The organism is Allorhizobium pseudoryzae, from assembly GCF_011046245.1.
Lineage (GTDB): Bacteria > Pseudomonadota > Alphaproteobacteria > Rhizobiales > Rhizobiaceae > Neorhizobium > Neorhizobium pseudoryzae.
This window is the reverse complement of sequence record NZ_CP049241.1, coordinates 3,486,724-3,512,399: the sequence shown is the minus strand read 5'-3', so window position 1 is coordinate 3,512,399 and position 25,676 is coordinate 3,486,724. Positions and strand designations below refer to the sequence as shown.

Sequence of the window (25,676 nt, the reverse complement as noted above, 5' to 3'; positions counted from 1 at the left end):
GTTAGAGTATCAGAAGGAGTGCCGGTGACAGACACGAACAGCAGCAGCGATACGGGCAATGGCAGTGGGCCATTCATCCCGAAGTCGCCGAACGAGGCTCTGAAACCCGAACGGGTTCCGGAGCCCCCACGCCGTTCCAAGAAGGCCCGCAGCCAGGTCATCATCTTCCTGAACTTCGTGATGACGATGATCGTGTTTGCCTGCGTCATCGCCGTCGCCGGGTTCTATTATGTCATCCGCGAATACCAGAACCCGGGACCGCTCGAGGTCAATACCCACTTCGTCGTTCCAAGCGGCGCGGGTCTTGCGCAGATCGCCCAGAGCCTGGAGCGCAGCGGCATCGTGTCTGATGCGCGCATCTTCCGTTATGTCACCGCCACCTACATGCGCGACGGCGAGACGCTGAAGGCCGGCGAGTACGAGATCAAGGCCGGGACCTCGATGAAGGAGATTGCCGGGCTTCTCGAATCCGGCAAGTCCATCCTGTACTCCGTCTCGCTGCCGGAAGGCCTGACGGTACAGCAGATGATGGCGCGCCTCGCCGCCGACCCCGTTCTGGAAGGCGATCTGCCAAACGAACTGCCGCCGGAAGGCAGCCTGCGCCCGGACACCTACAAGTTCTCCCGCGGCACCAAGCGCGAGGAAATCCTGACCCAGATGCGGGTTGCCCAGGAGCGGTTGATCGACCAGATCTGGGAACGCCGCGATGCCGACCTGCCGGTGAAGACGAAACAGGAATTCGTCACGCTCGCCTCGATCGTCGAGAAGGAAACCGGCAAGGACGATGAGCGGGCGCACGTCGCCTCCGTCTTCATCAACCGTCTGAACAAGGGCATGCGCCTGCAATCGGATCCGACGGTGATCTACGGCATCTTCGGCGGCGCCGGCAAACCGTCAGATCGGCCCATCTACCAGTCGGATCTCGAAAAGACGACGCCGTACAACACCTACCAGATCAAGGGCCTGCCACCCGCACCGATCGCCAATCCCGGCCGTGCCGCTCTGGAGGCCGTCGCCAATCCCTGGCGGACGAAGGACCTGTACTTCGTGGCGGACGGCACCGGTGGTCACGTCTTTGCCGCAACGCTGGACGAACACAACGCCAATGTGCGTCGCTGGCGCAAGCTGGAAGCCGAACGCGCCAAGACAACCGGCGCGACCGAGCAGCCGATGGACGGCCTGCCCGGCGGCAACGAGGCCGAAAAGCCGCCGCAAGGCAATTGAACCATCTCACTGGCCGCCGTTCTGGCGGCCTTTCTCCATCAGGAAGGGTTTGCCGCATGAACGTTCAATCCATGACCGGGTTTGCCCGGCGTGAAGGAACGACGGGGCGCCACCGCTGGGTCTGGGAACTGCGCTCCGTCAACGGCAAGGGACTGGATCTGAGGCTGCGTCTGCCGTCGGGCTTCGAAGGCCTTGAGGTCGAGGTGCGCAAGCTCATCTCGTCCCGCCTCAACCGCGGCAACCTGCAGGTCTCGCTCAACGTCTCGGTCGCGGAGGCGAGGGTCGAGGCCGTGCTGAACCGCGAGGCGCTGGCCGCCGTGCAGGCGCTGCGGACCGAGTTGGGCGATCTGGTCGATCCGGCACCCTTGAAGCTCGACAGCCTGCTCGCCATTCGCGGCCTCGTGGATTTTCGCGAGGTGGAAGAGAACGAGGCGGCTGCAGAGGCGCGCGACCGGGCCATCCTGGAGGGGCTCGAACAGGCGCTTGATGAACTGGTGGCCATGCGTCTTTCCGAAGGCGTGGCGCTGGCTGCCATCCTGTCCGGCCATGTGCGCACCATCGCCGACCTGACGCAGCGTGTGGAAAGCGATCCGTCGCGCAGCACGGAGGAGATTGCCCGGCGTCTCGGCCAGCAGATCGCGCTGCTGACGGAGGCGACGACGGGGCTCGACCGGGACCGTCTCTATGCCGAGGCCGCCCTGCTGGCCACCAAGGCGGACCTGCGCGAAGAGATCGACCGGCTGAAGGCGCATGTGGCAGCCGCCGACGATCTGCTGGCCAAAGGCGGGCCGATCGGGCGCAAGCTCGACTTTCTTGCACAGGAATTTAACCGGGAGTCGAATACCATCTGTTCCAAATCGAACGCCGCTGCGGTAACCGCGGCAGGGTTGGAATTGAAGGTCGTGATCGATCAGTTCCGTGAACAGGTTCAGAACTTGGAGTGACCCCTATGAAACCGGCGCCGTCCTCGCACGTCAAGATTGCCCGCCGCGGCCTGATGCTGGTTTTGTCCTCGCCATCCGGAGCGGGAAAATCGACGATCGCCGGCAATCTTCTGCGTGATGATCACAGCCTCGAAATCTCGGTGAGCGTGACGACGCGGGCCAAGCGGCCGAGCGAGATTGCCGGAAAACATTATCACTTCATCTCCATCCCGCAGTTCGAGCGCATGCGCGACAATGGCGAATTGCTGGAATGGGCGGAGGTGCACGGCAACTTCTATGGCACGCCGCGCGAACCGGTCGAGCTTGCCATGGCCGAGGGCCGCGACATGCTGTTCGACATCGACTGGCAGGGCGCCCTGCAACTGCAGGAAAAGATGAAGGCGGATATCGTGTCGATCTTCGTCTTGCCGCCCAGCATGACGGAACTGCAGTCGCGCCTGCACCGCCGCGCGGAAGACACCGAAGAGGTGATCCGCACGCGTCTCCTGAACTCGAGGGCGGAGATCGAACACTGGCGGGAATACGACTATGTCATCGTCAATGATGATCTGGACGAAGCCTTCGGCCATGTGAGCTGCATCGTCAACGCCGAGCGCATCCGTCGCGACCGCCGGCATGGACTGTTCGATTTCGTCCGCAATCTCCTGGAAGAAGAGCCGGTGCTGCCGAGCTGACGGCGCCACCGGCGACGCGCATCAGAGGGCGTTGGCGAGAGCGACGAATTCCTCGACCGACAGCGTTTCAGCCCGCCGTGACGGGTCGATGCCGGCTCTCACCAGCAACGCTTCACCGCCCACCGATTTGAGGCTCTGGCGCAGCATCTTGCGGCGCTGGCCGAAGGCTGCCTGCGTCACGCGCTCAAGCTTGCCCACATCGCAGGGCAGGGGCGTATCCCGCGGCGTCAGGTGCACGACGGTCGATGTCACCTTCGGCGGCGGCGAAAAGGCCTGCGGCGGCACGTCGAAAGCCATGCGCGCCTCTGTGCGCCATCCACACAGCACGCCCAGCCGGCCATAATGATCGTCATCCTGATCGGCAACGATGCGCTGCCCGACTTCCTTCTGGAACATCAGTATCATCGACTGCCAGAAGGGCGGCCATTGCTTCGGCAGCAGCCAGTTGATCAAAAGCTGGGTGCCGACATTGTAGGGCAGGTTGGCAATGATCTTGACCGGTCCCGCAGGCGCCAGCGCCTCGAAATCCGTCTTGAGTGCATCACCCTCGATCACCTCCAGGCGGCCCGGATAATGCCGCTCAATGTCGGCCAGCACCGGCAGGCAACGGCTGTCGCGCTCGACGGCAATCACCTTCTTGGCGCCGAGCGACAGGATGGCGCGTGTCAGGCCGCCGGGGCCGGGCCCCACTTCGAAAACCGTCACATCCTCCAGCGGCCCCGCGGTGCGGGCAATCTTCTGGGTCAGGTTGAGGTCGAAGAGAAAGTTCTGGCCGAGCGCCTTGCGGGCGTCCAGTCCATGCTCCGCGATCACCTCGCGAAGCGGCGGCAAACCATCAAGCGTCGCCATCAGCCGGCCCTGCCGGCGTGGTGGGCAAGCTCTGCGGCAAGCTTCAGCGCCGCAATCAGGCTGGTCTCGCGGGCAATGCCGGTTCCAGCCAGGCTGAACGCGGTGCCGTGATCCGGCGAGGTGCGGATGAAGGGTAGGCCAAGCGTGACATTCACCGAATCGTCGAAGCCGAGCGCCTTGGCCGGGATCAGCGCCTGGTCGTGATACATGCAGACAGCCACGTCGTACCGACTGCGGGCCTCGTCATGGAACATCGTGTCTGCCGGCAACGGGCCGATGGCGTTGATGCCTTCGCCGCGCAGTGCCTCGATCGCCGGTTCGATGATCTCCAGATCCTCGCGGCCGATGCTGCCCTCTTCACCCGCATGCGGATTGAGGCCGGCCACGGCCAGCCGCGGGTGGTCGAAGCCGAAACGGGTCTTCAGGTCATGCGCCGCAATGCGGCAGGTCTCGACGATGAGGTCCTGCGACAGAACCGACGGCACGTCCTTTAAGGGGATGTGGATGGTGACCGGAATGGCGCGCAGCTTCGGCCCGGCCAGCATCATCACCGGCCGGCAGGGCAGCCCCGTTGCCTTTTCGGCGAGATCGGCCAGAAACTCGGTATGGCCTGGAAAGCCGAAGCCGGCCTCATAGAGCACCGACTTTGCAATCGGATTGGTCACCACCGCGGCAACGCGCTCATCCATCGCCAGCGCAACGGCGGTTTCGATCGCTGCAATCGTGCTTTTGGCGGTCGCCACGTGCGGGCGTCCCACCTCGATCTCGCTGCCGATCTCGACGGGAAGAACGGGAAGGGCGGTTGCGAAGGCCGCAGCCGCATCGTCCGGATCGCATTCGTGCAACGGCACATCATGGCCCAGCATGCGGGCGCGAATGGCAAGCGTGGAAGGGTCGCCGACATAGAGAAATGGCTGAAGGCCGAGATCACGGCGCTTCAGCCAGGCGGCAAGTGCGATATCCGGACCGATGCCGGCGGGATCACCCTGGGTCAGCGCCAGAAGGTGATCCAGTCGTGTAATGCTGCTCAAGGATATACGATCTGCGCCTTCTTGCGCAGTTCCTCCAGATATTTCGCGTCGTTCGGGTTGTCGCCGCCCTTCTTCGCCTTGCCAAGATCCTCGGCGCGGAACACCACCTCGGCGGCCGTATCATCGGAAACCTGACGCTGGTTGCAGATGGCGAGGAACTCGACGCCACGCTCCGTCACGCGCGTCCCCGTCGTACCGTTGGTGCCGGCCTTTTCGATCAGCGGCTTCCAGTCGTCGGGCAGTTCCGGCTTCATCACGCGACCGAGATTGCGCACCGAGACGTCCAGCATGGTCTTGGCGAATTCCTTCGACTGGTCGCAGCCCGGAAAGCGCGCGCGGGACTTTTCCGCTTCGGCCTTACGCTTGCCGAGAATCGCATTCCGGCGCGATTCCGGCACCACGAAGATGATCTGCTGCAGGAAATATTCGGTGGTGACCGGCTTTTCCTTGTTCTCCATCATGCGCTTGACGAGCTCTTCCGACGACATCTTGCCGGTGCCGTACCGCGCGTTGACGAGGCGGGGCCAGCTCATCTGCACGGCGATGAAGGCCTTGAAGTGTTCGACACCGACGCCGGCCTGGTTGAGGATCGACGACATCTGCGCAACGGAGAGTTTGTTGCTGGCGGAAAAGCGTTCGAAGGAACGGTCAACGTCCTCGGTGCTGACCGACATGCGCACGCGCGCGATTTCCTCGCGCTTCAGGGCCTCGTCGATCAACTCCTCGCGCGCAAGTTTCTGCAGATTGCCGGTGCGGCGCTGCAACTTCAGGAAGGCAACGCGTTTGGAAACGTCGGTACTGGTGATCGGCGTCTTGTTGACGACCGCCACGACCTCGCTTGCCGCAAAAGCAGGTGCCTGAATCGGCTCAACCACGAAGGAAATCGCGATTGCCGTTGCGGCGATAGCCATGCGACGACATGCTGCGCGTGCAAACATCATTCGTTCCTTCCAATTCTTTAGCAAACGAGCCGAATACTATGGGCTCGTCTGCTCCTTTGCACAGTCCGTGCGGCGAAACAATGACCTTCCTGTGATCCGCCGCGGCAGATCATTCGTCCTCGGAACCATCCGTGCCAAGCGCGATCTCGCCGAGCGTCCGGAAGCTGAGGCGTGCCGTGACCGTCCAGTCGTTCGGGTCGGTATTGGCCGGCTTGTCGGTGTAGGCGACGGTGAAGATCGTGCACTCATCCGCATAGGTGAAGCCGACGCCACGGCGAATGACTTCTCCCTTGTTCATGTCCCACGTCGCCGTGCCGCTCACCGACCAGTTCTCGTTGACCTTGATCGAGGAGGCCGACTTCAGGAATTCACCCTTGTCCGGATAGCCGTATTCGGGCTGTGCCTGAATATTGGTGTAGATCAAGGAGCCGCTGACGCGCGCCACATTGTAGCTGACCGATGCGTCTGCACGGCGCAGGTCCAGGTTCTTCTCGTCAAAGCGGCCCTGGCCCTGGACGCTGAAACCGTTCGGCAGATCGATGGCGGCAAGGCCGACGAAATCCGAGACATCCGATTCCAGACCGGAATCCGCGCCCGCATTGACGAGGTCCGTCTGCGCAAACGAATTCTGGCCGGCGATCTGGTAGGACTGGCCGAAGAGACCGCGAAGGCCGATATTGTTGCCGAACGACCCGGTGTAGCGCAGGCCGATATTGGCGCGCGTGCCGCCTTCGATCCGGTCATAGCCGGAGAACTTGTCCCGCTCGAAGAGCGAGGTCGCATCGAAGACGAAGCTTTGGGCGTCTTCGTTCGGGAAGCCGCCCGCCATCTGTTCGTCAGGACGAGCGTAGATCTGGGCGATCGGCTCCAGCACATGGCTGCTGTTCGCCGTCGTCATCAGGATCGGGTAACGCGCTTCAAGGCCCGCAGTCAGCATGTAGCGGGTATTGCCGCCGGAGCCTTCGAAATCGCCCGTATAGCTGACGCCGTTAAAGCTCGGTCCCGACGAGGCGGTGGTGCGAAGCGCATCGCCGCGTGCGGCCAGAAGCGGCGTCAGCAGAAGGCCTTGATCGGTGGTAAAGGTCCGCTCCCACTCAGCTTCAGTGGTGAAGCGCGTATAGCTGCCCTCCAGGCCGCGGAAGCGTGTCGAATTCCCGGAGCTGATGAAATCATCCTCGCGACGGGACAGGTTGGTGAAATTGCTGGTGATCTTCAACTCGCCGCCAGCCACCGGCTCCGGCGCGTAATAGGTATAGTCCAGCGAGGGATAGACGATCGCCTGCTGCTTTTCCGCATTCCGCTTGGCATCCGTATCCTGCACGTTGAAGTAATAGTTGTGCAGGTCGAAATAGTTGCGGGTGCCGATGCCGGTCAGGTAGACGTCATTGGTGAACGGCGTCTCGCTGTATCCGGCCAGCTTATAGGTCTTGGAGAAATTGTTGTCCGACTGAACCATGACGTTCCAGCCGAACGTCCAGCGCGGATTGATCTCGAACTTGCCCTTGGAGGCCACCATGCCGCGCTGCGTGGCGCGCTGGTCGCTCGTGCCGGTGTCGAAGGCATCGCGATCCTTCTGGCTGATGCCGGCGAACCTCAAGGTGTGTTCACCCGTTTCGAACCGGTTGCGGATTTCGCCCGCCAGCAAAAGACCCTGACGCGTGTAATAGGTCGGGCTGATCGTAGCATCCATGCTGGGCGAGAAGACATGGTAATAGGGAACCGTCATGCCGAAACCGAGCTTGTCGGTCAGCGTCATGCGCGGAAACAGGAAGCCGGATTTGCGTTCGACCGTTTCGTCCGGAACCGTCACGAAGGGCAGGTAACCGATCGGCAGCCCGAACAATTCGAACCGGGCGTGCTCCAGGCGGATCGTGTGGTTTTTGCCGTCGCGGATGACGCGCTGTGCCTTGACCTGCCAGAGGGGCGCCTTGTCGGGCCTCTGGGCGCAGGGAAGGCAGGCGGTGTAGACGCCGTTGTTGAGCACCATCTCGTCCTTGGAGACCTGCTCGGCGCTTTCAGCGGCAAGACGCGTGTTGTCGGTCGTCTCGACCCTCAGTGAGTTCACGAAACCCTGGGCGAAGTCGTCCGTCACATCCAGCGAATCGGCATAGATGCGATTGCCGTCCGGTTCGACGAGTTCGATGTTGCCGGTCGCCATGACGCGTCCGGTCTTCTGGTCGTATTCGACCCGCTGCGCCACCATCCGGTGGCGGTTGTAATACATCTGGACGCCGCCGATCGCGGTCACGCGCTCGGAGTCCTGATTGTAGACGAGTTCATTCGCACGCAGGAGCATCTTTGCTCCATCCGCGACTTCCGGCGCCAGGGGCGTTCCCTGTGCCAGAACCGTTGACGGGTTGACGGCCACAACACACACAGCCGTGCTGGTCAGCAGGGCTGCAAAAAGCCGTCTGATATTCCCGCGGTCACTTACCGCCACTAGCCATCCTCCTGATGAAGCAGAATAGTTGCCCCGAGTGCCATGGCGACGACGACTGGAATCCAGACTGCCACCATGGGTGGGACCACCCCGCTGCTCCCGAATGCTCTGACGAGCACTGTAACGACATAAAGCACGAAGCCGCTGACGATTCCACCCAGAATCACGGACCGGGACTGGGCCATCCGACTGAATCTGAGGGACACGGTTGCGGCGATGAGTGTCATGGCCACCAGAAGCAGCGGCAAGGACAGAAGCGAATGAAACTGAGTCTCGAGCGCCTTGGTGGATATACCAAACGAGCGCGCTGCCTCCACTTTTCTTAAAATGTCAAAGAAAGCAACACTTTCCGGCTTTGTAATCGACTCCTGCAGAAACTCGCGTTTCAAGTTGGTGCGCACCTGTGCCGTGGCCTTGCGGGTGGGCGGCGCATCGGTGCGCGTTTCAAGAACATTGTTAAGCTGCCAGTAACCATCTTCCAAGGTCGCGGTCGCTGCATCCTGTCTCAAAAAGATGCGGCCGTTCGCGTCGAAGTGGAACAGCGCGACATCCACGAGCTCGGTGCCGCCGTCTTCATAGCTCTTGGCGCCGATCACCGTATCGTTGTCGCCGCTGATCTGGCGGATCCACGGCAGGAAGTTCGAGGGCTTGGAGGCATTGCTGGCCTTGCGCCAGTTCGTCTCCATGTTGCTGGCAAGGCTCTGGCCCCAGGCGCCGATCGGGTTCAGCGCAAAGGTGGAAAAAATGCCGATCAGGAAGGCGCCGAACACGAACGGCATGATGAACTGCCAGACCGACAGCCCGGCGGCGCGCGTCACGACCAGTTCCGAGCGGCGGTTGAGGGCGATCAGCGTGGTCATGCCGATGAACAGTGTCAGCGTCGGGATGGTCTGCTGCAGGATCTGCGGCAGCCGGAGCAGGCTCATCAGCAGGCCGCCCGTCACCGTATAGCCGACGAAACCGGACATGCGCCGGCTGGTCTCGCTGAAATCGGCGAGGAAGATGATGCCCGACACGCCAATCAGGAACCAGATGGCAGTGATCACGTAGCGCTTGAAGAAATAGCGGCTGAGCGTTCTCGGAATCATGCCGCGCCCCCGTTGTTTTCCACGCCGCGAACGCGTTTGAACCTGCGCTGCACGTGATCAAAGACGCGGCTGATGAAGGTGGAGACGAAGGCCGGCAGCGTGAGTTGACGATTCGTCGCCAGCATCAGGATGGCCAGCACCGCAAAGGCGATGGGGACGCCATAGACGAGGGGCACGACGCTTGGATTGTTCTTGCTGAGATTGGTGACGTAGAAAGTCAGCCACTTCAGCCCGAACGAGATGCCGAGTGCCGCGACCATCGGGTGAAGCCTTGCCCGGCGGCTCGACCGCGCGCCGCCGATGACGACGAGGGAGATCAGCGTGAAGACGATCGGCAGCATCCAGTCGGACAGCCGCCGGTGCAGTTCCGAGCGGAAACTGCCGGGCGAGGCGAGGAACGTCTTGTCGGTCGGATCGGGGTTCAGCAGGAAGTCGAGACCCCGGTCGCTGGCAAAGACCGGTGCCTCACCAGTCGATTCGGCCATCGACGACAGGTCGAAGGCATAGGACAGGAACTTGACGATCGAGATGCGTCCGTCCTTGGATTTGCGGTGCACTTCGCCGTCGCGCATCGTCAGCGTCTTGCCGTCTTCGGCAATCGATCCCTCGCGGGCATAGTAGATCAGGTCCCAGTTCGGGTCGCGGTAATCCACCATGAAGATCCCGGTCAGGATGCGGCCGGAATGGCGCTCCGAGATCTGCACATAAAGGCCGTCCTCGATGCTGCGGAACGTCTTTTCCTCGATCACCGAGGACAGAAGATCGGCATAGGCTTCCGCCACCATTTCGCGGGCTTTGACGCGCGATGCCGGCTCGACGAAATTCGTCACCATGAAGGAGAAGGCAGCCATCGCAATCGCAAGGACCATCATCGGACGATAGATCGTCAGCCGCGACGCGCCGGCCGCATCGATGACGGCCAGTTCGCTGTCGTTGTTCATTGCATTCAGCGTCTGCGTCACGCCGATGACGACGGCAAACGGCAGAACCACGGGGATGATCGTCGGCAGAATGAAGGTCGCCAGCGTGGCGAACGAGCCGATCGACTGGCCCGTATCGGTCACCAGGTTGATGCGGCCCAGCACCTGGATCGTCCAGATGATGGTCAACACCGGAAGCAGTGTGACCAGAAACATCTGGAAGGCGCGCCGCAATATGTAGACTTCGAGTATCTTCATCCTGGTCCGTTGCCGTCTCAAGGGAATGCGGCCTTATGCGGCTTCTATGCAATTTGTGAGGCGAAGGCGACCGCGCTGAAGTCACAAAGCCGTATTGGGCACACGTTTTTTCACGCACTGTGTCATTTGGAAATAGGTGGCGACCGCCGCATAGACGACACAGGATGACAGGAAGCCGAGGAGCACGTCGGAAATGTAATGTCCGCCGAAGGCGACGCGCAGGATCGGTGAGACGAGACAGATGGCGATGACCGGCGGAGCAACGGCGAGCCTCAGACGCGGCGGCAGAAGCACGATGAGACAGACGATCCAGCCGGCGCCGGCCGCTTCACCGGAGATGAAGGAGCAGTTCTTCAGGCAGCTGCCGTCCAGCGTGCCGGCCGCCGTGAACGGTTGCAGTCCGCCGAAGAGATCCGTCTCGTAAGGGCGCGGACGACCGGAGATCGTCTTCAGGATCAGGTTGACCAGAACGTAAGGGCCGAGCGCGAACGACGTGAGCGCGATCGCGTAGCGCCGCGTCTGGGCGGCATTGTAGGTTGCCCCGTGGTGCTGCAGGTTCTGGATGAGCCTTGCCAGGATGCAGAGGGCGATGACGCCGGGGAGATAAAAGAGAAACTTGCGCAGCAGGACGAGTTCGCTGTCGCCGGCATAGGGAAACAGGCCGCAGATTTTCGAGATCGGCGATCCCTCGGCGCAGGCGACCTGCTGGAAGAAGGCGCGTGCCACGAAGACATCGAATTGCGGGTTGAAATAAAACAGCGCCAGCAGCAGCCACCAGGCAACCGTCAGCGTCACCAGCCACACATGCGGCTTGTTGAACAACACTCTGATGCGCCGCGTGGAAATGGGACGGTATGACTGGAAGATCTCGGCCAAAACAGATATGCCTCGTTGGTCAGCGGCGTTAAATTAGCGATGTTGATACAGGCCTGGCAAGATGCTCCCCTGCCGAAACTGAGATCGTGCTGCTGTCTTGTCATGGACGGCCAAGCGTCCCAGATCTGTTCGACGTTCCACCGTCTTTTTCTTCTGCATCCGGAGACGAAATGTCCACCAAATTTGATATCAGCTTTGCTTCATCCACCCCCGAAAAAGGCGATCTCGCCGTTCTGTTGAAATCGAAGGGCGCGGGATCGGCCGCCGGTCTCGCCTTTGCAGACCCGGCCGGCGTCGTGGCCCGCGCGGCGGAGATAGCGGGCTTCTCCGACAAACAGATGACGGTTCTGGATATCGTTGCCCCGGAACGGTCGCCCTTCGACCGCCTCGTGGTGCTTGGGCTCGGCAAGCCGGAAAAGCTGACCGCCTATGACTGGCTGCGCGCCGGCGGCAAGGCGGCGAGCACGGTCAAGCGGGCAAAGAGCGTCACCGTGTTCCTCGATGCGGACGGCGTGGAGGTCGATGCCGACAAGGCTGCCGATTTTGCGCTCGGCATGATCCTGCAGGCCTATACCTTCGACAGCTTCAAGACGAAGAAGAAGGACGACGAGGACAAGCCTGCCGAAAACATCCGTGTGACCATCATCACCGCCGCGCATGCCGAGGCTGCAGCCGCCTTTGCGACCGCACAGGCGGTCGCCGGTGGCGTCAACCTGGCGCGCGAACTCGTCAACCTGCCGCCGAACGTGCTCGGTCCCGTCGAGTTCGCCGCCCGTGCCACGGAGCTGGAAGCGCTCGGCGTCGAGGTGGAAATCCTCACCGAAACCGAGATGCAGGGCCTCGGCATGAACGCCCTTCTCGGGGTCGCCCAGGGCTCGGCGCGTCCGCCGCGTCTCGCCGTCATCCAGTGGAAGGGCGGCAAGCCGGACGAGGCACCGCTCTCCTTCGTCGGCAAGGGTGTCGTCTTCGATACCGGCGGCATCTCGATCAAGCCGGCCGGCAACATGGAAGACATGAAGGGCGACATGGGCGGCGCGGCCGCCGTCATCGGCCTCATGCACACGCTTGCCGCCCGCAAGGCAAAGGTGAATGCTGTTGGCATTCTCGGCCTCGTGGAAAACATGCCGGACGGCAATGCCCAGCGCCCCGGAGACATCGTCACCTCAATGTCGGGCCAGACGATCGAGATCATCAACACCGATGCCGAAGGCCGTCTCGTGCTCGCCGATGCGCTCTGGTACTGCAAGGAGCGCTTCAAGCCGCAGTTCATGATCAATCTCGCAACGCTGACCGGTGCGATCATGGTTGCACTCGGCACGCACCACGCCGGCCTCTTTTCCAATGACGATCCGCTGGCAGACGACCTGCTGAAGGCGGGCCTGGAAACCGGCGAAAGACTGTGGCGCATGCCGCTCGGCAAGGAATACGACAAGATCATCGATTCGAAGTTTGCCGACATGAAGAACAGCGGCGGGCGCAATGGCGGTGCCATCACCGCAGCCCAGTTCCTCCAGCGCTTCGTCGGCGAAACCCCCTGGGCGCATCTCGATGTGGCGGGAACCGCGATGAACTCGCCGACCACCGAGATCAGCCAGAGCTGGGCGTCCGGCTATGGCGTGCGGCTGCTCGATCAGCTTGTGCGCAACCGCTACGAAGCCTGAGTGGCCTGATGACCGAGGTGCTGTTTTACCATCTGACGGAATCGAAGCTCGAGGATGCGCTGCCGGCGCTCCTCGAAAAGAGCGTCGAACGGGGATGGCGCGTGGCGCTCCAGACCGTGGGCGAGGAGCGTCGCGATTTTCTGGACCAGCACCTCTGGACCTTCCGCGAGGACAGTTTTCTGCCACACGGAACCGAAACCTCGGATTTTGCCGAAGACCAGCCGGTGCTTCTGACGGTCTCCGGCGACAACCGCAATGGCGCCACCGTCCGCTTCATCGTGGACGGGGCCGATCCGCCGGACCTCACCGCGTATGACCGTGTCGTCTTCATGTTCGACGGGTTCGATACCGAACAGCTCGACGGCGCGCGGGCGCAGTGGAAACGCTTAAAGGGCGACGGGCATCAACTGACCTACTGGCAGCAGTCGCCCGAAGGCCGGTGGATCAAGAAGGCGTGAGACAAACGCCCGGTGCATGAGCCGCGAACCGCCTGTCCCGGAAGGGTGCTTGTGCGGCGCAGCATGACTTGTTAGCTCTGGGGCAGTTACTCACCGGAGTCCACATCTCATGAACGCCAATACCCCGATCCAAACCCGCGTCGCAGACCATCCGATCAACGATGCCTTTCTCGGCCGCTGGTCGCCGCGCGCCTTCAGCGATGCGACGATCACCGAGCAGGAACTGCACGGTCTGCTGGAAGCCGCCCGCTGGGCGCCCTCCGCGTTCAACGCGCAGCCCTGGCGTTTTGTCTACACGCTGCGCGGCGATCAGGCCTGGGACGGGATTTTGGGTGCGCTGATGCCCTTCAACCGGACCTGGGCTGAGAAGGCATCGGCCCTGGTGATCCTGGCATCGGACACGAAGTTTACCGCCCCCGGCAAGACGGAAGCCAGCGACAACGGCAGCCACGCCTTCGATGCCGGCGCCGCCTGGGCCTATCTGGCGCTGCAGGCGCATATGGCCGGCTGGGCCGCGCATGCCATGGCCGGTTTCGACAAGGCCGCGATGGCGACCGCCATTTCCCTGCCGGAACACCACGTGCTGCACGCCGCCATTGCCATCGGCAAGCCGGGCAACATTGCCGATCTGCCGGAGGCCCTGCAGGCCCGTGAAGTGCCGAGCCCGCGCCATCCGGTGACGGCAACCGCCGTCCACGGCGCGTTCAAATAAGCATTCGCACCGCTGAAGATCACAAAAAAAACGGCCTTCCGCGCGGGAGGCCGTTTTCTGTTGTGCGGATCAGAATGTCAGCCGAACTTCTGGTCAATCGGCGAGGGAGGCCATCATCAGGCTGGGTGAGCGGTGCCTGAGAGCGACGACCTTGTAACCCTCGGCCTTCATCTGGGTCAGAAGCGCCGGCAGCATGGCGCCGGTCCGGTTGTGAATGTCGTGCAGCAGGATGATGCCCTTGCCGTGTGCCCGCAGCGCCGTCATCGTGCGGGTGGCGACAGCGGCAGGCGAGGACGTGAAATAGTCCTTCGAATCGATCTGCACATCCAGCACCACCATGCCGTCATGCGTCACCCACTGCCGCAGCTTCGACGAATCGGAGAGGTAAGGGAAGCGGAAGAAGCCGACATCCTGGTGCGTGGCGGAGAAAACGGCGAGGCGGCCCTTTTCGATGTCCTCGATGGCAGCCTCGAAGGAGAGCGTGCGCAGGTTCGGGTGGCGGTAGGTATGGCTGCCGATCGTGTGGCCGCGCGCGGCGACATCCTGGGCAATCGCCGGATGGGCCTTTGCCATCTCGCCGACCATCAGGAAGGTCGCCTTGACGCCGAATTCGTCCAGCGTCGCCAGAATGCGTTCCGTCTTCTTCGGCATCGGACCATCGTCGAAGGTCAGCACCACTTCCTTGTCGCGCAGCTTGATGTCCGAGATCGAGGCTACCTCGATCGTGCGGCCGGCAAGGCCTGCCGGATTGCGCAGGCGGCCCCAGGCGGCGGGCGTCAGGGGCACCGGATCATCGGCGTCGAGTTGAGGGCGCGCCTTGACGGCGGGCGCGGCGGCAAAGGCGGACATCAGCGTGCCGCCTTCTGTGGAGGGACGGCCTGCGCAGGAGGCAAGCAGGCAGGCAAGGGCGGCAGCGACGCAGGCGACGCGAGAGGACATGGGGCAGTAACTCTGGCAAAAGGGGATCAACGCGGGATGGTTGATTTACTTTTACCGATCATGGTTAAGACCCGGTTTAAAGATCCTTCGACTTGGCGGTGGCCGTTTATATTATGGGCGCATAATGTTCTGCCGCAGGAAGCTGTAACCCAACGCCGTCCGTTCCGCGATTTCACCGGAATTGCCCGCCCCGCCATGACCGCCGGAGCCGAATTCGTGGAAGAAGGGCTGATGGCCGGCATCCTCCAGCGCCTTGGCGAAACGGCGCGCATGCGAGGGATGCACGCGGTCGTCATTCGAAGAGCTTTCGATGTAAAGCGCCGGATAGGTGCAGTCGGTGGCGGGCCGGATCCCATGCAGCGGCGAGTAACCGAGCAGGTAAGCGCGGTCGTCGGCATTGTCCGGATCGCCATATTCATCCATCCAGGCCTTGCCGGCCGGAAACAGGTGGAAACGTGTCATGTCGAGCACCGGCACGCGGCACCACACGGCGCCGAAATCCTCTGGGTAACGCGTCAGCATGACGCCGGTCAAAAGTCCGCCATTGCTGCCGCCGGTGCAGGCGATTCGGTTCGGTTTGGTAAAACCGCGCTGCACCAGGTCGCGCGCAATCGCCACGAAATCCTGGAAGGCACGGTGGCGGCCATGTCGCTTGGCCTGCGTGTGCCAGTCGGGACCCAGTTCGGATCCGCCACGAATATGGGCCTGCACATAGGCGCCGCCCTGTTCGAGAAACCGCCCGGTCACGCCGGAATAGCTGGCGCCGAGAGACACGGAAAAGCCGCCGTAACCGTAGAGCAGCACCGGCAGTTCACCTTCCGTCCAGCTTTTCGGCAAAACGAGGCGATAGGGAACGCGGGTGCCGTCCTCGGATACCGCCTCCAGCAGCGTGCTCTGCATGCCCTCGGCATCGAAAAACGCGGGCGAGGATTGCAGCGCAACGAGGTCCGGTGACCGGTCGCGATCCTGCAGCCGCAACTCGTAGCGGGTCGGCGGCTTCAGGAACCCTTGGCCGATCACGTTCAGTGTGTCGTCGCCCAGCATGAGATCGGAATAAAGCGGCGTGAAGGACAGCGACTCGATCCCGTCCGGCAGCCGGATCGCGACCGGTTCGGCATCGGGCCTGGTCAGGTCGAGCACGAAGAGGCTTGGGCGCAGCCTGTCCTCCACCGTGTAGACCGCCCATTCCCTGAGAAGCGTGAACTGGCGGATCGACTGGCCTGGCAAAGGCGAGACGAGAATGCGCCGGTCGGGATCGAGCGGCTCGGCGCCAGATGGCGTGAAGCGTTGCAGGACAAGGCTTCCCGTCGCAACGGCGGCATCGGACTTGGCGTGCCACAGGATGTAGTTGGCGCCGATGTCGAAATCGATATCGACGGGCAGCTCGAGGCGCCGCAGGGCCCCATTTCCGTCGTCGACGCTGAGCGCCATCTTGCCGATCTCGTGGACGGCGACGAAAACATGCACCGGCCGTGACGCACCGCCTTCCAAAAGGCCGGCATCCTCCGTGATAAGGTACCCCGTCACATCGGTCATGGCCGCCTCGTAGAGGATCTCGGCCTCTTCGGGCCGCTTACCGCGCCTAAGGCGGCGTCCCACCCGCGGCCATCCGGATTGCGTGGCGGAGGCGGCATCGATGGAGCCGAAATAGCAGATTTCGTCCGGGCTCAGCCAACTTGCATGCGCCCGCACCGCCGGTGTGTCGAAGCCGCCGGGAACGACCTGTTTCGCCTCCGCGTCGAACTCCAGCAGCCGCACCAGATCGGAGCCGCCATCGGAGAGCATCAGGAGCACGCGTGTCGGTTCCCAGGGGCAGGACTTTGCACCGTTGAAGATCCAGCGCTTGCCTTCCGCGGCGCAGAAGGCGTCCACGTCAAACACCGTCTCCCAGGCAGCATCGGGCGTGGCTTGCTGCGTGGCGGGCAGGCGGCGCCAGATGCCGAGCGGATTGTCGCGCGTCCGGTGGAAGTCGAACAGCCAGTCGCCGCGCCTGGAGGGCACGATCAGCCGGTCTTCGCGCTCCAGCATGGCACGGATCGCGTCCCGGTCCGCCGCAAATTCCGGCGTCTCGAATGACGCTCTTGAGGCCGCGTTGCGCGCCGCGACGAATTCGAGGGTTGCCGGGTCGGTGTCCGTCTCGAGAAAGAGATCCATGCCTGCCTCCATTGCCATGAAGGTTGCAGGTAAGGACGGCAGACGGCCATGGCAACCCGTCGACCGGAAATCGACGGGCCGCATCGGCGCTCTAAGCGCTCATCGCCTCTTCATACTGGGCTGACAACTCCAGCCAGAGTTCTTCGCATTCGCCGAGCTTTTCTGCCGCATCGCTGCGCTGTTTTGCTTTCTCCGCGGCCTTGGCCGGCGATTTTTCGTAAAGCGCCGGATCGGCCAGGTCCTTATCGAGCGCCTGGATCAGCTTTTCGAGCTTCGCCGTCATGGCTTCCGTTTCGGTGATCTTTTTCTTCAGCGGCGCAAGCGAGGCGCGCTTTTCCGCATTGGCCTTGCGCTGGTCGGATTTCGACGCCGGTTCTTCCGCGCCGGACGGGGTTTTGTCGTCCTTCTTGCGCGATGAGGCAACGATGATCGAGCGATAGTCTTCGAGGTCGCCGTCGAAGGGCGCGACGGTGCCGTTGTTGACGAGCCACAGCCGGTCGACCGTCGCCTCGATCAGGTGGCGGTCGTGGCTGATCAGGATCACGGCGCCGTTGTAATCATTGAGCGCCTCGATGAGCGCCCGGCGGCTGTCGATGTCGAGGTGGTTGGTCGGCTCGTCGAGGATCAGCAGGTTCGGTGCGTGGAAGGCGGCAAGGCCCATCAGCAGGCGCGCCTTTTCGCCGCCCGACAGATCCTTGGCCGCGGTATCCATCTTTTCCGTCGCAAGCCCCATCTGCGCGACGCGGGCACGCACCTTGGCTTCCGGCTGCTCCGGCATCAGCCGGCGCACGTGATCGACGGCGGATTGGGTCTGGATGAGATCGTCCAGCTGGTGCTGGGCAAAGAAACCGATCTTCAGGTTCGGCGCCACCTTCAGATTGCCGCCCTCAGCCTCCAGGCGCCCGGAGATGAACTTGGCGAAGGTGGACTTGCCGTTGCCGTTCGATCCGAGCAGCGCGATGCGGTCGTCATTGTCGATGCGCAGGGTGATGTTTTTGAGAATCGGCTTGCCCGGTTCGTAACCGACGGCACCCTTGTCGATCGCGATGATCGGAGAGGAGGGCTGCTTGTCCGGCTCGGGGAAACTGATCGGCTGGACGTGATCCTCGATCACGGCTGCCACCGTGCCCATGCGCTCCAGCGCCTTGATGCGGCTCTGCGCCTGGCGGGCCTTGGTGGCCTTGGCGCGGAACCGGTCGATGAAGCTCTGCAGGTGCTTGCGCGCGGCGTCGTTCTTCGCCTTCGCCTTCATCTGCAATTCGTCGGCTTCCGCCTTCTGCCGCTCGAAACTGTCGTAACCGCCGCGATAGAAAGTGAGCTTCTTCTGGTCGAGATGCACGATGGCATTGACGGCATTGTTCAGAAGGTCGCGGTCATGGCTGATGATGATGACGGTGTGCGGATAACGCCGCACATAATCTTCCAGCCACAGCGTGCCTTCGAGATCGAGATAGTTGGTCGGCTCGTCGAGCAGCAGCAGGTCCGGCTCGGAGAAGAGAACGGCAGCGAGCGCCACGCGCATGCGCCATCCGCCGGAAAAGGACGAGGCGGGGCGGCGCTGCGCCTCCGCATCGAAACCGAGCCCGGCGAGGATGCTCGCGGCCCGGGCTTCCGCCGAATGGGCGTCGATATCGACGAGCCGCATCTGGATTTCGGCGATACGGTTGGGATCGCTCGCCGTCTCGGCTTCGGCAAGAAGCGCCGTGCGCTCCTTGTCGGCGGCCAGCACGATTTCGATCAGCGCATCCTCGGTGCCGGGTGCTTCCTGCGCCACCTGGCCGATGCGGGCATTCTTCGGCAGCGAGACCGAGCCGCTCTCGGACGCCATGTCGCCTGTGATGACGCGAAACAGGGTGGATTTGCCCGCGCCGTTGCGCCCCACGAGGCCAGCCTTGGTGCCGGTCGGCAGGCTGACGCTGGCATGGTCGAGAAGAAGGCGGCCCGCGATGCGCGCGGAAAGGTCGGTAATCGTGATCATGCGGCGGGTTTTGGCTGAAGTTTTTCAGCGATGCAAGAGAGGGACCCGCCGCGCTGACGCTATTGCCAGCGTTCGCCCTCGTCGCGCAGGAAATAGATGAGATCCAGCACGAGGCTCGGCTTGCCGAGACTGGTCAGGATCGTATGCACCTGGCCGCGGTGATGGGTCTGGTGATTGAAGATATGCGTGAGCACCGGGCCGAGCGGCTGCTCGATCTTCGTCGGCATGGTGATCGGGGAATAGGAAACGATGCGACCGAGATCGTCGTTCGTCAGGCTGTTCACCCAGTCGATGATCCGCCGGTCCTCGGCCTCGCGGGCGGCACGCATGTCGGCGAAATCCTCGAACAGGACCGCGTCGAGGGAGGCCGGCGCTTCTCCCCTGCCGGTAAAGCGCTTCAGCCAGATCCGGTCGGCGGCGAGCAGATGGTTCAGCGTACGCTGTGCCGAGCCGAAGAAGGCGCCCTTGTCGGCGCGAAACTCGGCATCGCTGAGCTGGGCGCAGGCATCATAGACACGGGCATTGGCCCAGCGATTGTAATCGGCAAACATCTGGAAATGGCGAAGCATGGCAGTCTCCTTGAAACGTTGATGGCCAGTCTAGATGCAAAACCTGACACCGGGTGTGATGTGACCGATGAAATTTCCTGATTTGATCGCGCGACCGGTTTGTCTACAAAGTGCGGGCAAGCCATCACCTGCCACGGGAGCCGGACACCATGACACGCATTCTTTATTCCCTGTGCGGCCGCGACGAGAGCCGCCCGTTTTCGCCGCATTGCTGGAAGGTCTCAATGGCGCTGGCCCACAAGGGGCTCGACTTCATCGAAAAGCCGGTGGCCTTCACCGAAATCCCGAAGCTCGAAAACGGCTTCTCCAAGACGGTGCCGATCCTGAAGGATGGCGACCATCTGGTGCGCGACAGCTTTGACATTGCCCTTTACCTGGAGGAGACCTATCCGGATCGCCCGACGCTGTTCGGCGGGGAGGGCGGCAAGGTGCTGGCGCGCTTCGTCGAAGGGTTTTCGCAGATGGTGGTCCACCCGCTGCTGACCCGGGTTGCGGTGAAGGACATTCATGACATGCTCGCCGAAACCGACCAGCGCTATTTCCGCGAAAGCCGCGAGGCTCGCCTTGGCCGGTCGCTGGAGGAATTTTCTGCCGGCCGCGACGAGGCGCTTGTCCATCTGGTGTCGCAGCTGGAGCCGGTTCGGTTCGCGCTGAAATTCCACCCCTATCTCGGCGGCGACACGCCGCTCTTTGCCGATTACATCCTGTTCGGCGCGCTGCAATGGGCGCGTGTCACCACCGGATTGTCGCTTCTGCCGGCCGATCATCCGGTTGCGGACTGGTTCGAGCGCTGCCTCGACCTGCATCAGGGCATGGGCCGGGCGGTTGCCTGAAAGCGGCAACGCGCGCTCTTCATGAAGCCTGCGTGAAATTCGCCTTTCCCCCTTGTCTTCGTGATTCGGGGCGGCTAAACACCGCCCACTTATCCCTGAAGAACAAGGACTTTCCGCTATGGCGATCGAACGCACCTTCTCCATGATCAAGCCCGATGCAACGAAGCGCAATCTGACCGGCGCCATCACCAAGGTCTTCGAAGACAATGGCCTGCGCATCATCGCCTCCAAGCGCGTCTGGATGAGCAAGCGCGAAGCCGAAGGCTTCTACGCCGTGCACAAGGAGCGTCCCTTCTTCGGCGAACTGGTCGAAGGCATGACCTCCGGCCCGACGGTCGTTCAGGTTCTCGAAGGCGAAAACGCCATCCTGAAGAACCGCGAAATCATGGGCGCCACCAACCCGGCCAATGCCGACGAAGGCACCATCCGCAAGATGTTCGCCCTCTCGATCGGCGAAAACTCGGTTCACGGTTCGGATGCTCCGGAAACCGCTGCCCAGGAAATCGCCTACTGGTTCGCTGAAACCGAAATCGTCGGCTGATCAAGCCGCCCCTCTGCGTGAACGCAGAAGAGTAATATTCAGCCGCCCGCAGGCCCCGCTTGCGGGCGGTTTTCGTTTCATCCCTTCCGGAGAGTTTTCAATGCTGCCCTGGATCCAGCTCGACAGCGCCAAAGTGCCAGGCGATACCGCCGAACTGCGCCTGAAGCAGCGCGGACAGGAATTCTCCATCATGCTCGGCGCCAATGAGTTGATGAACAGCCGCCTCAGCGGTTCGGAAGAGGCGCTGGCGACGCTGGCGGCAGAGCGCCTGACCCATCAACAGAGGCCCGTCGTGCTGATCGGCGGTCTCGGCATGGGCTTTACCCTTCGGGCAGCGCTTGCCGTGCTGCCGGCGGGGGCCGAGATCATCGTGGCGGAACTGGTGCCGGAGGTGGTCGCCTGGGCACGCGGCCCAATGGCCGAGGTGTTCAAGGGCTCGCTCGACGATCCGCGCGTCAGCGTGCATCTGGGTGATGTCGGCGCCCTGATCCGGGAATCAAAGACGCGCTTCGACGCCATCCTGTTGGATGTCGATAACGGTCCTGACGGGCTGACCCGCACCAGCAATGACAGCCTCTACGATCACGCTGGCTTGCACGCGGCCTCCCTGGCGCTGCGGCCAAAGGGCGTGCTGGGGGTCTGGTCATCGGGACCGGACGACCGCTTTACCCGGCGATTGCGGGAGTGCGGCTTTGCCGCCGAGGCGCTCACCGTGCGCGCCAGCACCAAGCGCAGCGGCGCGCGCCACGTCATCTGGATGGCCGTGAAACCGTAAGGTCAGGCGGCCTCCGAGCTTTCGTCCGAAACCACGACCGGCTTGCCATAGAGGCCGATATGGGCGTCGCCCCAGGCCTTCAACGCCATCAGGACCGGCGCCATGCTGCGGCCGAGATCAGACAGGCTGTATTCCACCTTCGGCGGCACCTGCGCATAAACCTTTCGGCTGATCAGCCCGTCCTCTTCCAGCTCCCGCAGCTGGTTGGTCAGCATCCGCTGCGTCACATTGGGGATCTGCCGGCGGATCTCGTTGAAACGCAGGGTGTGCTCCATCAGGTGAAACAGGATCACCGATTTCCACTTGCCGTCGATCAGCGCAATGGCGGCCTCCACCGAACAGCCGGGGCTACAGTCGAAGCGGGAATGGCGTGCCTTGCCCATGACGGTATCCTTTTCGACACTATGGTCGATATTTGTGCGTATTCCACTTTGGCGATTGTAGGCACATATAGCTCTCAGCACAACAAACCGCATGGAGCTGACCAATGAAAGCCGTGGCCTATCAGACTGCCGGATCCCTCGATCGTCCCGACGCCCTGGTGGATGTCGACCTCGAAACGCCTACCGCAAAGGGGCGTGACCTCCTGGTGAGGGTCGAGGCGGTTTCGGTGAACCCGGTCGATACGAAGGTGCGCACGCGCGCGTCTGCCGAGCCGGGCGCCTGGAAGGTGCTGGGCTGGGACGTCTCGGGCGAGGTCGTTGCGGTCGGCGACGAGGCGACGCATTTTTCTGTCGGCGATAAGGTCTTCTATGCCGGCGCGCTGGACCGGCCGGGCGCCAACAGCGAATATCATCTGGTGGATGAGCGCATCGTCGGGCGCAAGCCGGCTTCGCTCACCCATCCGGAGGCCGCGGCCCTGCCGCTGACGGCGATCACCGCCTGGGAAATGCTGTTCGACCGGCTTCAGGTGGAAAAGCCCGTTCCCGGTGCGGCGCCCGCGGTGCTCGTCATCGGCGGGGCAGGCGGCGTCGGCTCAATCGCTATCCAGCTTCTGCGCGCGCTGACGGATCTCACGGTGATCGCCACCGCCTCGCGTCCCGAGACGCAAGCCTGGGTGCGCGAACTCGGCGCCCATCATGTCGTGGATCACAGCAAGCCGCTCGCGCCGCAGGTGGCGGAGCTTGGGCTTGGCCAGCCCGGTTTCGTCTTCTCGACCACCGAGACCGCCCTGCATCTCGCCGACATCGCCGACCTCATCGCCCCGCAGGGCCGCTTCGGCCTGATCGACGATCCGGCGGTGGCCGATATCATGCCCTTCAAGCGCAAGTCCGTCTCGGTCCACTGGGAGTTCATGTTCACCCGCTCGATGTTCCAGACGGCGGATATTGCAGAGCAGGGCCGCCTGTTGAACGACGTCTCGGCGCTCATCGAAGCGGGCAAGATCCGAACGACGCTGACCGAGGTGATGCGCCCGATCAATGCCGAGACCTTGAAGGCCGCGCATGCCGTGCTGGAAAGCGGCAAGGCGCGCGGCAAGCTGGTGCTGGAAGGGTTTTGAGTGGCGCCGCGCCGGCGGGGAGAATGGCCTGCGGTTCAGTATGAGCCTGGCCAGCCCCCCTCTGGCCTGCCGGCCATCTCCGCCACAAGGGGGGAGATCGGCCAGTGGCAAGCGCATCCCACCTCAAGATGTTGCACATGATGCTGACCGCCATTGCTGACAGAATGGCTGAGCCTCGTCGTCGCCTGCGTCAGGTTTCGGCAATTGGTGAGGCGAGCATCGCTCTGCCGATCTCCCCCCATGTGGGGGAGATGCCCGGCAGGGCAGAGGGGGGCGACCGTGCGCCACCCGAGACGGTGTGGCCTCCGGCTACCCCTGCAACGCCTCAAGTGCTGCCGCCATCCGCGGCAGCGCCTCATCCGGGATCGGCAGAACCGGGCGGGGCGGGGCGGCATGGAAGAGGCCGAGTTCCGCGGCAATCGCATACATTACCCGGAAACTGCCGAATTGCTTGAACAGCACCCAGAGCGGTTCGAAAGCGGTATCGAGGCGCCTGGCCTCCTCGGCATCTCCGGCCATCGCCGCACGGGTCAGCGCCAGTGCCGGTGTCGGCAGAAGCCCCGCGACAACGCTGTAGAAGGCATCGGCGCCGGACAGCAGCGCGTCGGCCGCGCCCCAGTCGCCGCTGTAGCCGATGGAGAAACCCGGCGGCGTGCGCCGGCGCAGATTGGCGATTTCGCCGGCGAAATCGCCCGCGGCGGGAAGCGGCATCTTCACGGCCGCCACTGTCGGCAGTTGCGACAGTCGTTCGATAAGGTCGAGGCTGAAGGTGAATTTTGTCGTGCTCGGATTGTTGTAGATGACGAGCGGCAGGTCGCTTGCCCCCGCCACGGCGACAAAATGCTGAAAGACTTCCTCCTCGTTGAGCGGCGTATAGGAGACCGGCGCCAGAAGCAGACCATCGGCGCCGGCCTGCTGTGCATCGCGTGCCAGCGCCTCGGCGGCATCCGTGCGCAAGGCACCCACGCTGACGATGAGCGGCGTGCGGCCGGCCACGGCCTCCCGCGCAATCTCTACCGCCCGTCGGCGCTCCTCACGCGACAGGAAGGCGTAACCGCCGGTGCTGCCGAGCAGGCCGATCGAATCGACGCCCGCGGTGGCAAGACGGTCGATCAGGCGCGCCAGCGCCTCGGCCTGAACGGTTCCCTCGGCATCGGTGGGCGTCGGCGGAAAGGCGGATAATCCTTCAAGCATGGTGATGGTGTCCGGGTGAGTGATCGATCCTGGTGATCTAACATCCGGCGGCACGGCTGAACAGCCTCACGCCGGGCAATCCTGCACCGGCGTCAGGTCGATCTGTCCGCCGGCCTTGAACACTTTCGGGTTCATGTCATAGGCGGGGCCGACGACGATGGAGTTGGCCGGCAGGATACTCTGGTCGATGGTGGCCAGCACCTTCGTGTCGAGCGTCTGGAGCAGCTTGCCCTTGGCATCGGCGAGATCGATCGTCACTGCGTAAGACCGGCCTTCGCGCACGCATTGCAGGTTCGGGCTTTGCAGCACGATCTTCTCCATCTTCGCATAGAGCTTTGTTTCGGTGACCAGCGGCTCGCCACCGCGAGGATTCTCGAAACGGGCGATCGCCATGCCGCCCTCCGGCAAAGGTGCGGTTGGCCGGAGCGTCACGACGTAGTTCGCCTTGGACAGGCGGTAGTTGAAGACGAAGATATGGCCGGAAAACTCCGCCAGTTTTTCCACTTCCCGTTGGCAGGCGGTGAGCGCGAGCAGGCACAGGCCTGCGACGGCGAGCTTCTTCATTCCGGTTCCCCTTTCTTGCGTCGATAGTGACGGGCCGCCTTGGCGCGATTGCCGCAGACGGCCATGTCGCACCAGAAGCGGCTCTTGTTCTTGCTGCGGTCGAGAAACAGCCAGCCGCAATGGCCGCAGATCTTCAGCCGCTCCGGCTCCGGCAGGGCGAGCAGCCGCAGCGCCGAGTGGACGGTCTGTGCCTCAAGTGACTGCGGGCTCCGAGCCTGCCGCAACAATACCGCGGCGGCCTCCAGAAGTTCGGCCAGCAGACCAGCGGACGGTTGTCCCTCCGCTTCGGCACGGAAATGGCGGTCGATCGCCTCGCGCAGCGCCAGAAAGGCCGCCTGGTTCTCGTCCTCAACCGGCGTCAGGGCACCAAACAGCGCCCGTTCTGCGGAAAACGCGGTTGCCGCCTGGGGAAAGGCGGCAAACTGGGCCGGCTCGGCAAAACGATCGATGCTGCGCGCGACATCGAAGCGCAGGATCACGCTGTTGGCGACATCTAGCGCCAGCGCGCCGCCGGCAAAACGGTGAGGGGTCCATGAAAAGCTCATGGGTCGA

The 25,676-nt window shown here is 63.0% G+C and carries 25 protein-coding genes; 10 read left to right on the top strand and 15 right to left on the bottom strand.

The features are described 5' to 3' along the window. The first annotated feature begins 24 nt into the window (after window positions 1-24). From mltG to gmk, 3 genes are read left to right on the top strand one after another with little or no spacing between them, the layout of a single operon-like run. Window positions 25-1,224 (top strand): endolytic transglycosylase MltG, encoded by a 1,200-nt coding sequence (mltG, locus tag G6N78_RS17135; protein ID WP_165220711.1) that lies wholly within the window; start codon window positions 25-27, stop codon window positions 1,222-1,224. A gap of 56 nt (window positions 1,225-1,280) precedes the next feature. Beyond that, on the top strand, window positions 1,281-2,168 hold the full coding sequence (locus tag G6N78_RS17130) for a YicC/YloC family endoribonuclease (protein WP_165220708.1): 888 nt from the start codon (window positions 1,281-1,283) through the stop codon (window positions 2,166-2,168). A gap of 5 nt (window positions 2,169-2,173) precedes the next feature. Next, window positions 2,174-2,842, top strand: coding sequence for a guanylate kinase (gene gmk, locus G6N78_RS17125; protein WP_165220705.1), 669 nt, complete (start codon window positions 2,174-2,176; stop codon window positions 2,840-2,842). Window positions 2,843-2,863: 21 nt separating this feature from the next. Here the strand turns inward: gmk and rsmA are convergent, their stop codons facing one another. The 7 genes from rsmA to G6N78_RS17090 form a co-directional block, all read right to left on the bottom strand. Next, entirely contained in the window at window positions 2,864-3,691 is an 828-nt protein-coding gene (gene rsmA / locus G6N78_RS17120) for a 16S rRNA (adenine(1518)-N(6)/adenine(1519)-N(6))-dimethyltransferase RsmA (RefSeq protein WP_165220702.1), read from the bottom strand. After that, on the bottom strand, window positions 3,691-4,713 hold the full coding sequence (gene pdxA / locus G6N78_RS17115) for a 4-hydroxythreonine-4-phosphate dehydrogenase PdxA (protein ID WP_165221928.1): 1,023 nt from the start codon (window positions 4,711-4,713) through the stop codon (window positions 3,691-3,693). The genes rsmA and pdxA overlap by 1 nt, the downstream gene beginning before the upstream one ends. Before the next feature lie 5 nt (window positions 4,714-4,718). Continuing rightward, window positions 4,719-5,633: a SurA N-terminal domain-containing protein gene (locus tag G6N78_RS17110; RefSeq protein WP_370691456.1), complete on the bottom strand. Its 915-nt coding sequence runs from the start codon at window positions 5,631-5,633 to the stop codon at window positions 4,719-4,721. Window positions 5,634-5,772: 139 nt separating this feature from the next. Further along, window positions 5,773-8,103 (bottom strand): LPS-assembly protein LptD, encoded by a 2,331-nt coding sequence (locus G6N78_RS17105; RefSeq protein WP_234905824.1) that lies wholly within the window; start codon window positions 8,101-8,103, stop codon window positions 5,773-5,775. Beyond that, window positions 8,103-9,191 (bottom strand): LPS export ABC transporter permease LptG, encoded by a 1,089-nt coding sequence (gene lptG / locus G6N78_RS17100; RefSeq protein ID WP_165220696.1) that lies wholly within the window; start codon window positions 9,189-9,191, stop codon window positions 8,103-8,105. The genes G6N78_RS17105 and lptG overlap by 1 nt, the downstream gene beginning before the upstream one ends. Next, window positions 9,188-10,369, bottom strand: coding sequence for an LPS export ABC transporter permease LptF (gene lptF / locus G6N78_RS17095; RefSeq protein WP_165220693.1), 1,182 nt, complete (start codon window positions 10,367-10,369; stop codon window positions 9,188-9,190). Before lptF ends, lptG begins: the two co-directional genes overlap by 4 nt. A gap of 81 nt (window positions 10,370-10,450) precedes the next feature. Continuing rightward, window positions 10,451-11,194 carry a phosphatase PAP2 family protein gene (locus G6N78_RS17090; RefSeq protein ID WP_165220689.1) on the bottom strand — a complete coding sequence of 248 codons (744 nt, stop codon included), beginning with the start codon at window positions 11,192-11,194 and terminating at the stop codon, window positions 10,451-10,453. 221 nt (window positions 11,195-11,415) lie between these two features. Between G6N78_RS17090 and G6N78_RS17085 the strand changes: the two genes are divergently transcribed. The 3 genes from G6N78_RS17085 to G6N78_RS17075 all read left to right on the top strand — a co-directional run bounded on the left by G6N78_RS17085 (window position 11,416) and on the right by G6N78_RS17075 (window position 14,076). Continuing rightward, window positions 11,416-12,906 (top strand): leucyl aminopeptidase, encoded by a 1,491-nt coding sequence (locus G6N78_RS17085; protein ID WP_165220687.1) that lies wholly within the window; start codon window positions 11,416-11,418, stop codon window positions 12,904-12,906. An 8-nt stretch (window positions 12,907-12,914) separates the two neighbouring features. Further along, window positions 12,915-13,364, top strand: coding sequence for a DNA polymerase III subunit chi (locus G6N78_RS17080; protein ID WP_165220684.1), 450 nt, complete (start codon window positions 12,915-12,917; stop codon window positions 13,362-13,364). A gap of 109 nt (window positions 13,365-13,473) precedes the next feature. After that, window positions 13,474-14,076, top strand: a complete 603-nt coding sequence (locus G6N78_RS17075) for a nitroreductase family protein (protein ID WP_165220681.1) — start codon at window positions 13,474-13,476, stop codon at window positions 14,074-14,076. Window positions 14,077-14,169: 93 nt separating this feature from the next. On the opposite strand, the gene G6N78_RS17070 is transcribed toward G6N78_RS17075, so the two are convergent. The 4 genes from G6N78_RS17070 to G6N78_RS17055 form a co-directional block, all read right to left on the bottom strand. Beyond that, window positions 14,170-15,015 carry a polysaccharide deacetylase family protein gene (locus G6N78_RS17070; protein ID WP_165220678.1) on the bottom strand — a complete coding sequence of 282 codons (846 nt, stop codon included), beginning with the start codon at window positions 15,013-15,015 and terminating at the stop codon, window positions 14,170-14,172. Window positions 15,016-15,126: 111 nt separating this feature from the next. Next, complete coding sequence (locus G6N78_RS17065) at window positions 15,127-17,169, bottom strand: prolyl oligopeptidase family serine peptidase (protein ID WP_165220675.1); 2,043 nt, start codon at window positions 17,167-17,169, stop codon at window positions 15,127-15,129. 91 nt (window positions 17,170-17,260) lie between these two features. Continuing rightward, window positions 17,261-19,147 carry a ribosomal protection-like ABC-F family protein gene (gene abc-f / locus G6N78_RS17060; RefSeq protein WP_165220673.1) on the bottom strand — a complete coding sequence of 629 codons (1,887 nt, stop codon included), beginning with the start codon at window positions 19,145-19,147 and terminating at the stop codon, window positions 17,261-17,263. A gap of 59 nt (window positions 19,148-19,206) precedes the next feature. Then, the gene (locus G6N78_RS17055) at window positions 19,207-19,716 is read right to left on the bottom strand and encodes a DinB family protein (RefSeq protein ID WP_165220671.1); all 510 of its coding nucleotides are present in this window, start codon (window positions 19,714-19,716) and stop codon (window positions 19,207-19,209) included. Between the two features lie 149 nt (window positions 19,717-19,865). Here G6N78_RS17055 and G6N78_RS17050 point away from each other — a divergent pair, with 149 nt between their 5' ends. The 3 genes from G6N78_RS17050 to G6N78_RS17040 all read left to right on the top strand — a co-directional run bounded on the left by G6N78_RS17050 (window position 19,866) and on the right by G6N78_RS17040 (window position 21,865). Then, a complete protein-coding gene (locus G6N78_RS17050; protein ID WP_165220669.1) occupies window positions 19,866-20,549 on the top strand; it encodes a glutathione S-transferase family protein in 684 nt (227 codons plus the stop codon). 118 nt (window positions 20,550-20,667) lie between these two features. After that, window positions 20,668-21,090 (top strand): nucleoside-diphosphate kinase, encoded by a 423-nt coding sequence (gene ndk / locus G6N78_RS17045; protein ID WP_165220667.1) that lies wholly within the window; start codon window positions 20,668-20,670, stop codon window positions 21,088-21,090. A 100-nt stretch (window positions 21,091-21,190) separates the two neighbouring features. Continuing rightward, entirely contained in the window at window positions 21,191-21,865 is a 675-nt protein-coding gene (locus G6N78_RS17040; RefSeq protein ID WP_165220665.1) for a spermidine synthase, read from the top strand. Between the two features lie 2 nt (window positions 21,866-21,867). Here the strand turns inward: G6N78_RS17040 and G6N78_RS17035 are convergent, their stop codons facing one another. Next, the gene (locus G6N78_RS17035) at window positions 21,868-22,248 is read right to left on the bottom strand and encodes a winged helix-turn-helix transcriptional regulator (protein WP_165220663.1); all 381 of its coding nucleotides are present in this window, start codon (window positions 22,246-22,248) and stop codon (window positions 21,868-21,870) included. 104 nt (window positions 22,249-22,352) lie between these two features. Between G6N78_RS17035 and G6N78_RS17030 the strand changes: the two genes are divergently transcribed. Beyond that, window positions 22,353-23,366 (top strand): zinc-binding alcohol dehydrogenase family protein, encoded by a 1,014-nt coding sequence (locus tag G6N78_RS17030; RefSeq protein ID WP_165220661.1) that lies wholly within the window; start codon window positions 22,353-22,355, stop codon window positions 23,364-23,366. 309 nt (window positions 23,367-23,675) lie between these two features. Here G6N78_RS17030 and G6N78_RS17025 read toward each other — a convergent pair whose 3' ends face one another. From G6N78_RS17025 to G6N78_RS17015, 3 genes are all read right to left on the bottom strand, one after another. Further along, window positions 23,676-24,560 carry a dihydrodipicolinate synthase family protein gene (locus G6N78_RS17025; protein WP_165220659.1) on the bottom strand — a complete coding sequence of 295 codons (885 nt, stop codon included), beginning with the start codon at window positions 24,558-24,560 and terminating at the stop codon, window positions 23,676-23,678. Window positions 24,561-24,626: 66 nt separating this feature from the next. Further along, window positions 24,627-25,124: a hypothetical protein gene (locus G6N78_RS17020; protein ID WP_165220657.1), complete on the bottom strand. Its 498-nt coding sequence runs from the start codon at window positions 25,122-25,124 to the stop codon at window positions 24,627-24,629. Further along, window positions 25,121-25,669, bottom strand: coding sequence for a CGNR zinc finger domain-containing protein (locus tag G6N78_RS17015; protein WP_165220654.1), 549 nt, complete (start codon window positions 25,667-25,669; stop codon window positions 25,121-25,123). The genes G6N78_RS17020 and G6N78_RS17015 overlap by 4 nt, the downstream gene beginning before the upstream one ends. Window positions 25,670-25,676: the final 7 nt, after the last annotated feature.

What these genes read in the sequence shown, in the direction of transcription:
- abc-f (WP_165220673.1), bottom strand. Translation starts at nt 19,147, where the DNA reads ATGATCACGATTACCGACCTTTCCGCGCGCATCGCGGGCCGCCTTCTT.
- G6N78_RS17035 (WP_165220663.1), bottom strand. Translation starts at nt 22,248, where the DNA reads ATGGGCAAGGCACGCCATTCCCGCTTCGACTGTAGCCCCGGCTGTTCG.
- G6N78_RS17065 (WP_165220675.1), bottom strand. Translation starts at nt 17,169, where the DNA reads ATGGATCTCTTTCTCGAGACGGACACCGACCCGGCAACCCTCGAATTC.
- G6N78_RS17020 (WP_165220657.1), bottom strand. Translation starts at nt 25,124, where the DNA reads ATGAAGAAGCTCGCCGTCGCAGGCCTGTGCCTGCTCGCGCTCACCGCC.
- gmk (WP_165220705.1), top strand. Translation starts at nt 2,174, where the DNA reads ATGAAACCGGCGCCGTCCTCGCACGTCAAGATTGCCCGCCGCGGCCTG.
- G6N78_RS17050 (WP_165220669.1), top strand. Translation starts at nt 19,866, where the DNA reads ATGACACGCATTCTTTATTCCCTGTGCGGCCGCGACGAGAGCCGCCCG.
- rsmA (WP_165220702.1), bottom strand. Translation starts at nt 3,691, where the DNA reads ATGGCGACGCTTGATGGTTTGCCGCCGCTTCGCGAGGTGATCGCGGAG.
- G6N78_RS17040 (WP_165220665.1), top strand. Translation starts at nt 21,191, where the DNA reads ATGCTGCCCTGGATCCAGCTCGACAGCGCCAAAGTGCCAGGCGATACC.
- G6N78_RS17110 (WP_370691456.1), bottom strand. Translation starts at nt 5,633, where the DNA reads ATGGCTATCGCCGCAACGGCAATCGCGATTTCCTTCGTGGTTGAGCCG.
- lptG (WP_165220696.1), bottom strand. Translation starts at nt 9,191, where the DNA reads ATGATTCCGAGAACGCTCAGCCGCTATTTCTTCAAGCGCTACGTGATC.
- G6N78_RS17130 (WP_165220708.1), top strand. Translation starts at nt 1,281, where the DNA reads ATGAACGTTCAATCCATGACCGGGTTTGCCCGGCGTGAAGGAACGACG.
- G6N78_RS17055 (WP_165220671.1), bottom strand. Translation starts at nt 19,716, where the DNA reads ATGCTTCGCCATTTCCAGATGTTTGCCGATTACAATCGCTGGGCCAAT.
- G6N78_RS17015 (WP_165220654.1), bottom strand. Translation starts at nt 25,669, where the DNA reads ATGAGCTTTTCATGGACCCCTCACCGTTTTGCCGGCGGCGCGCTGGCG.
- G6N78_RS17085 (WP_165220687.1), top strand. Translation starts at nt 11,416, where the DNA reads ATGTCCACCAAATTTGATATCAGCTTTGCTTCATCCACCCCCGAAAAA.
- G6N78_RS17070 (WP_165220678.1), bottom strand. Translation starts at nt 15,015, where the DNA reads ATGTCCTCTCGCGTCGCCTGCGTCGCTGCCGCCCTTGCCTGCCTGCTT.
- G6N78_RS17025 (WP_165220659.1), bottom strand. Translation starts at nt 24,560, where the DNA reads ATGCTTGAAGGATTATCCGCCTTTCCGCCGACGCCCACCGATGCCGAG.
- G6N78_RS17080 (WP_165220684.1), top strand. Translation starts at nt 12,915, where the DNA reads ATGACCGAGGTGCTGTTTTACCATCTGACGGAATCGAAGCTCGAGGAT.
- G6N78_RS17075 (WP_165220681.1), top strand. Translation starts at nt 13,474, where the DNA reads ATGAACGCCAATACCCCGATCCAAACCCGCGTCGCAGACCATCCGATC.
- lptF (WP_165220693.1), bottom strand. Translation starts at nt 10,369, where the DNA reads ATGAAGATACTCGAAGTCTACATATTGCGGCGCGCCTTCCAGATGTTT.
- ndk (WP_165220667.1), top strand. Translation starts at nt 20,668, where the DNA reads ATGGCGATCGAACGCACCTTCTCCATGATCAAGCCCGATGCAACGAAG.
- G6N78_RS17030 (WP_165220661.1), top strand. Translation starts at nt 22,353, where the DNA reads ATGAAAGCCGTGGCCTATCAGACTGCCGGATCCCTCGATCGTCCCGAC.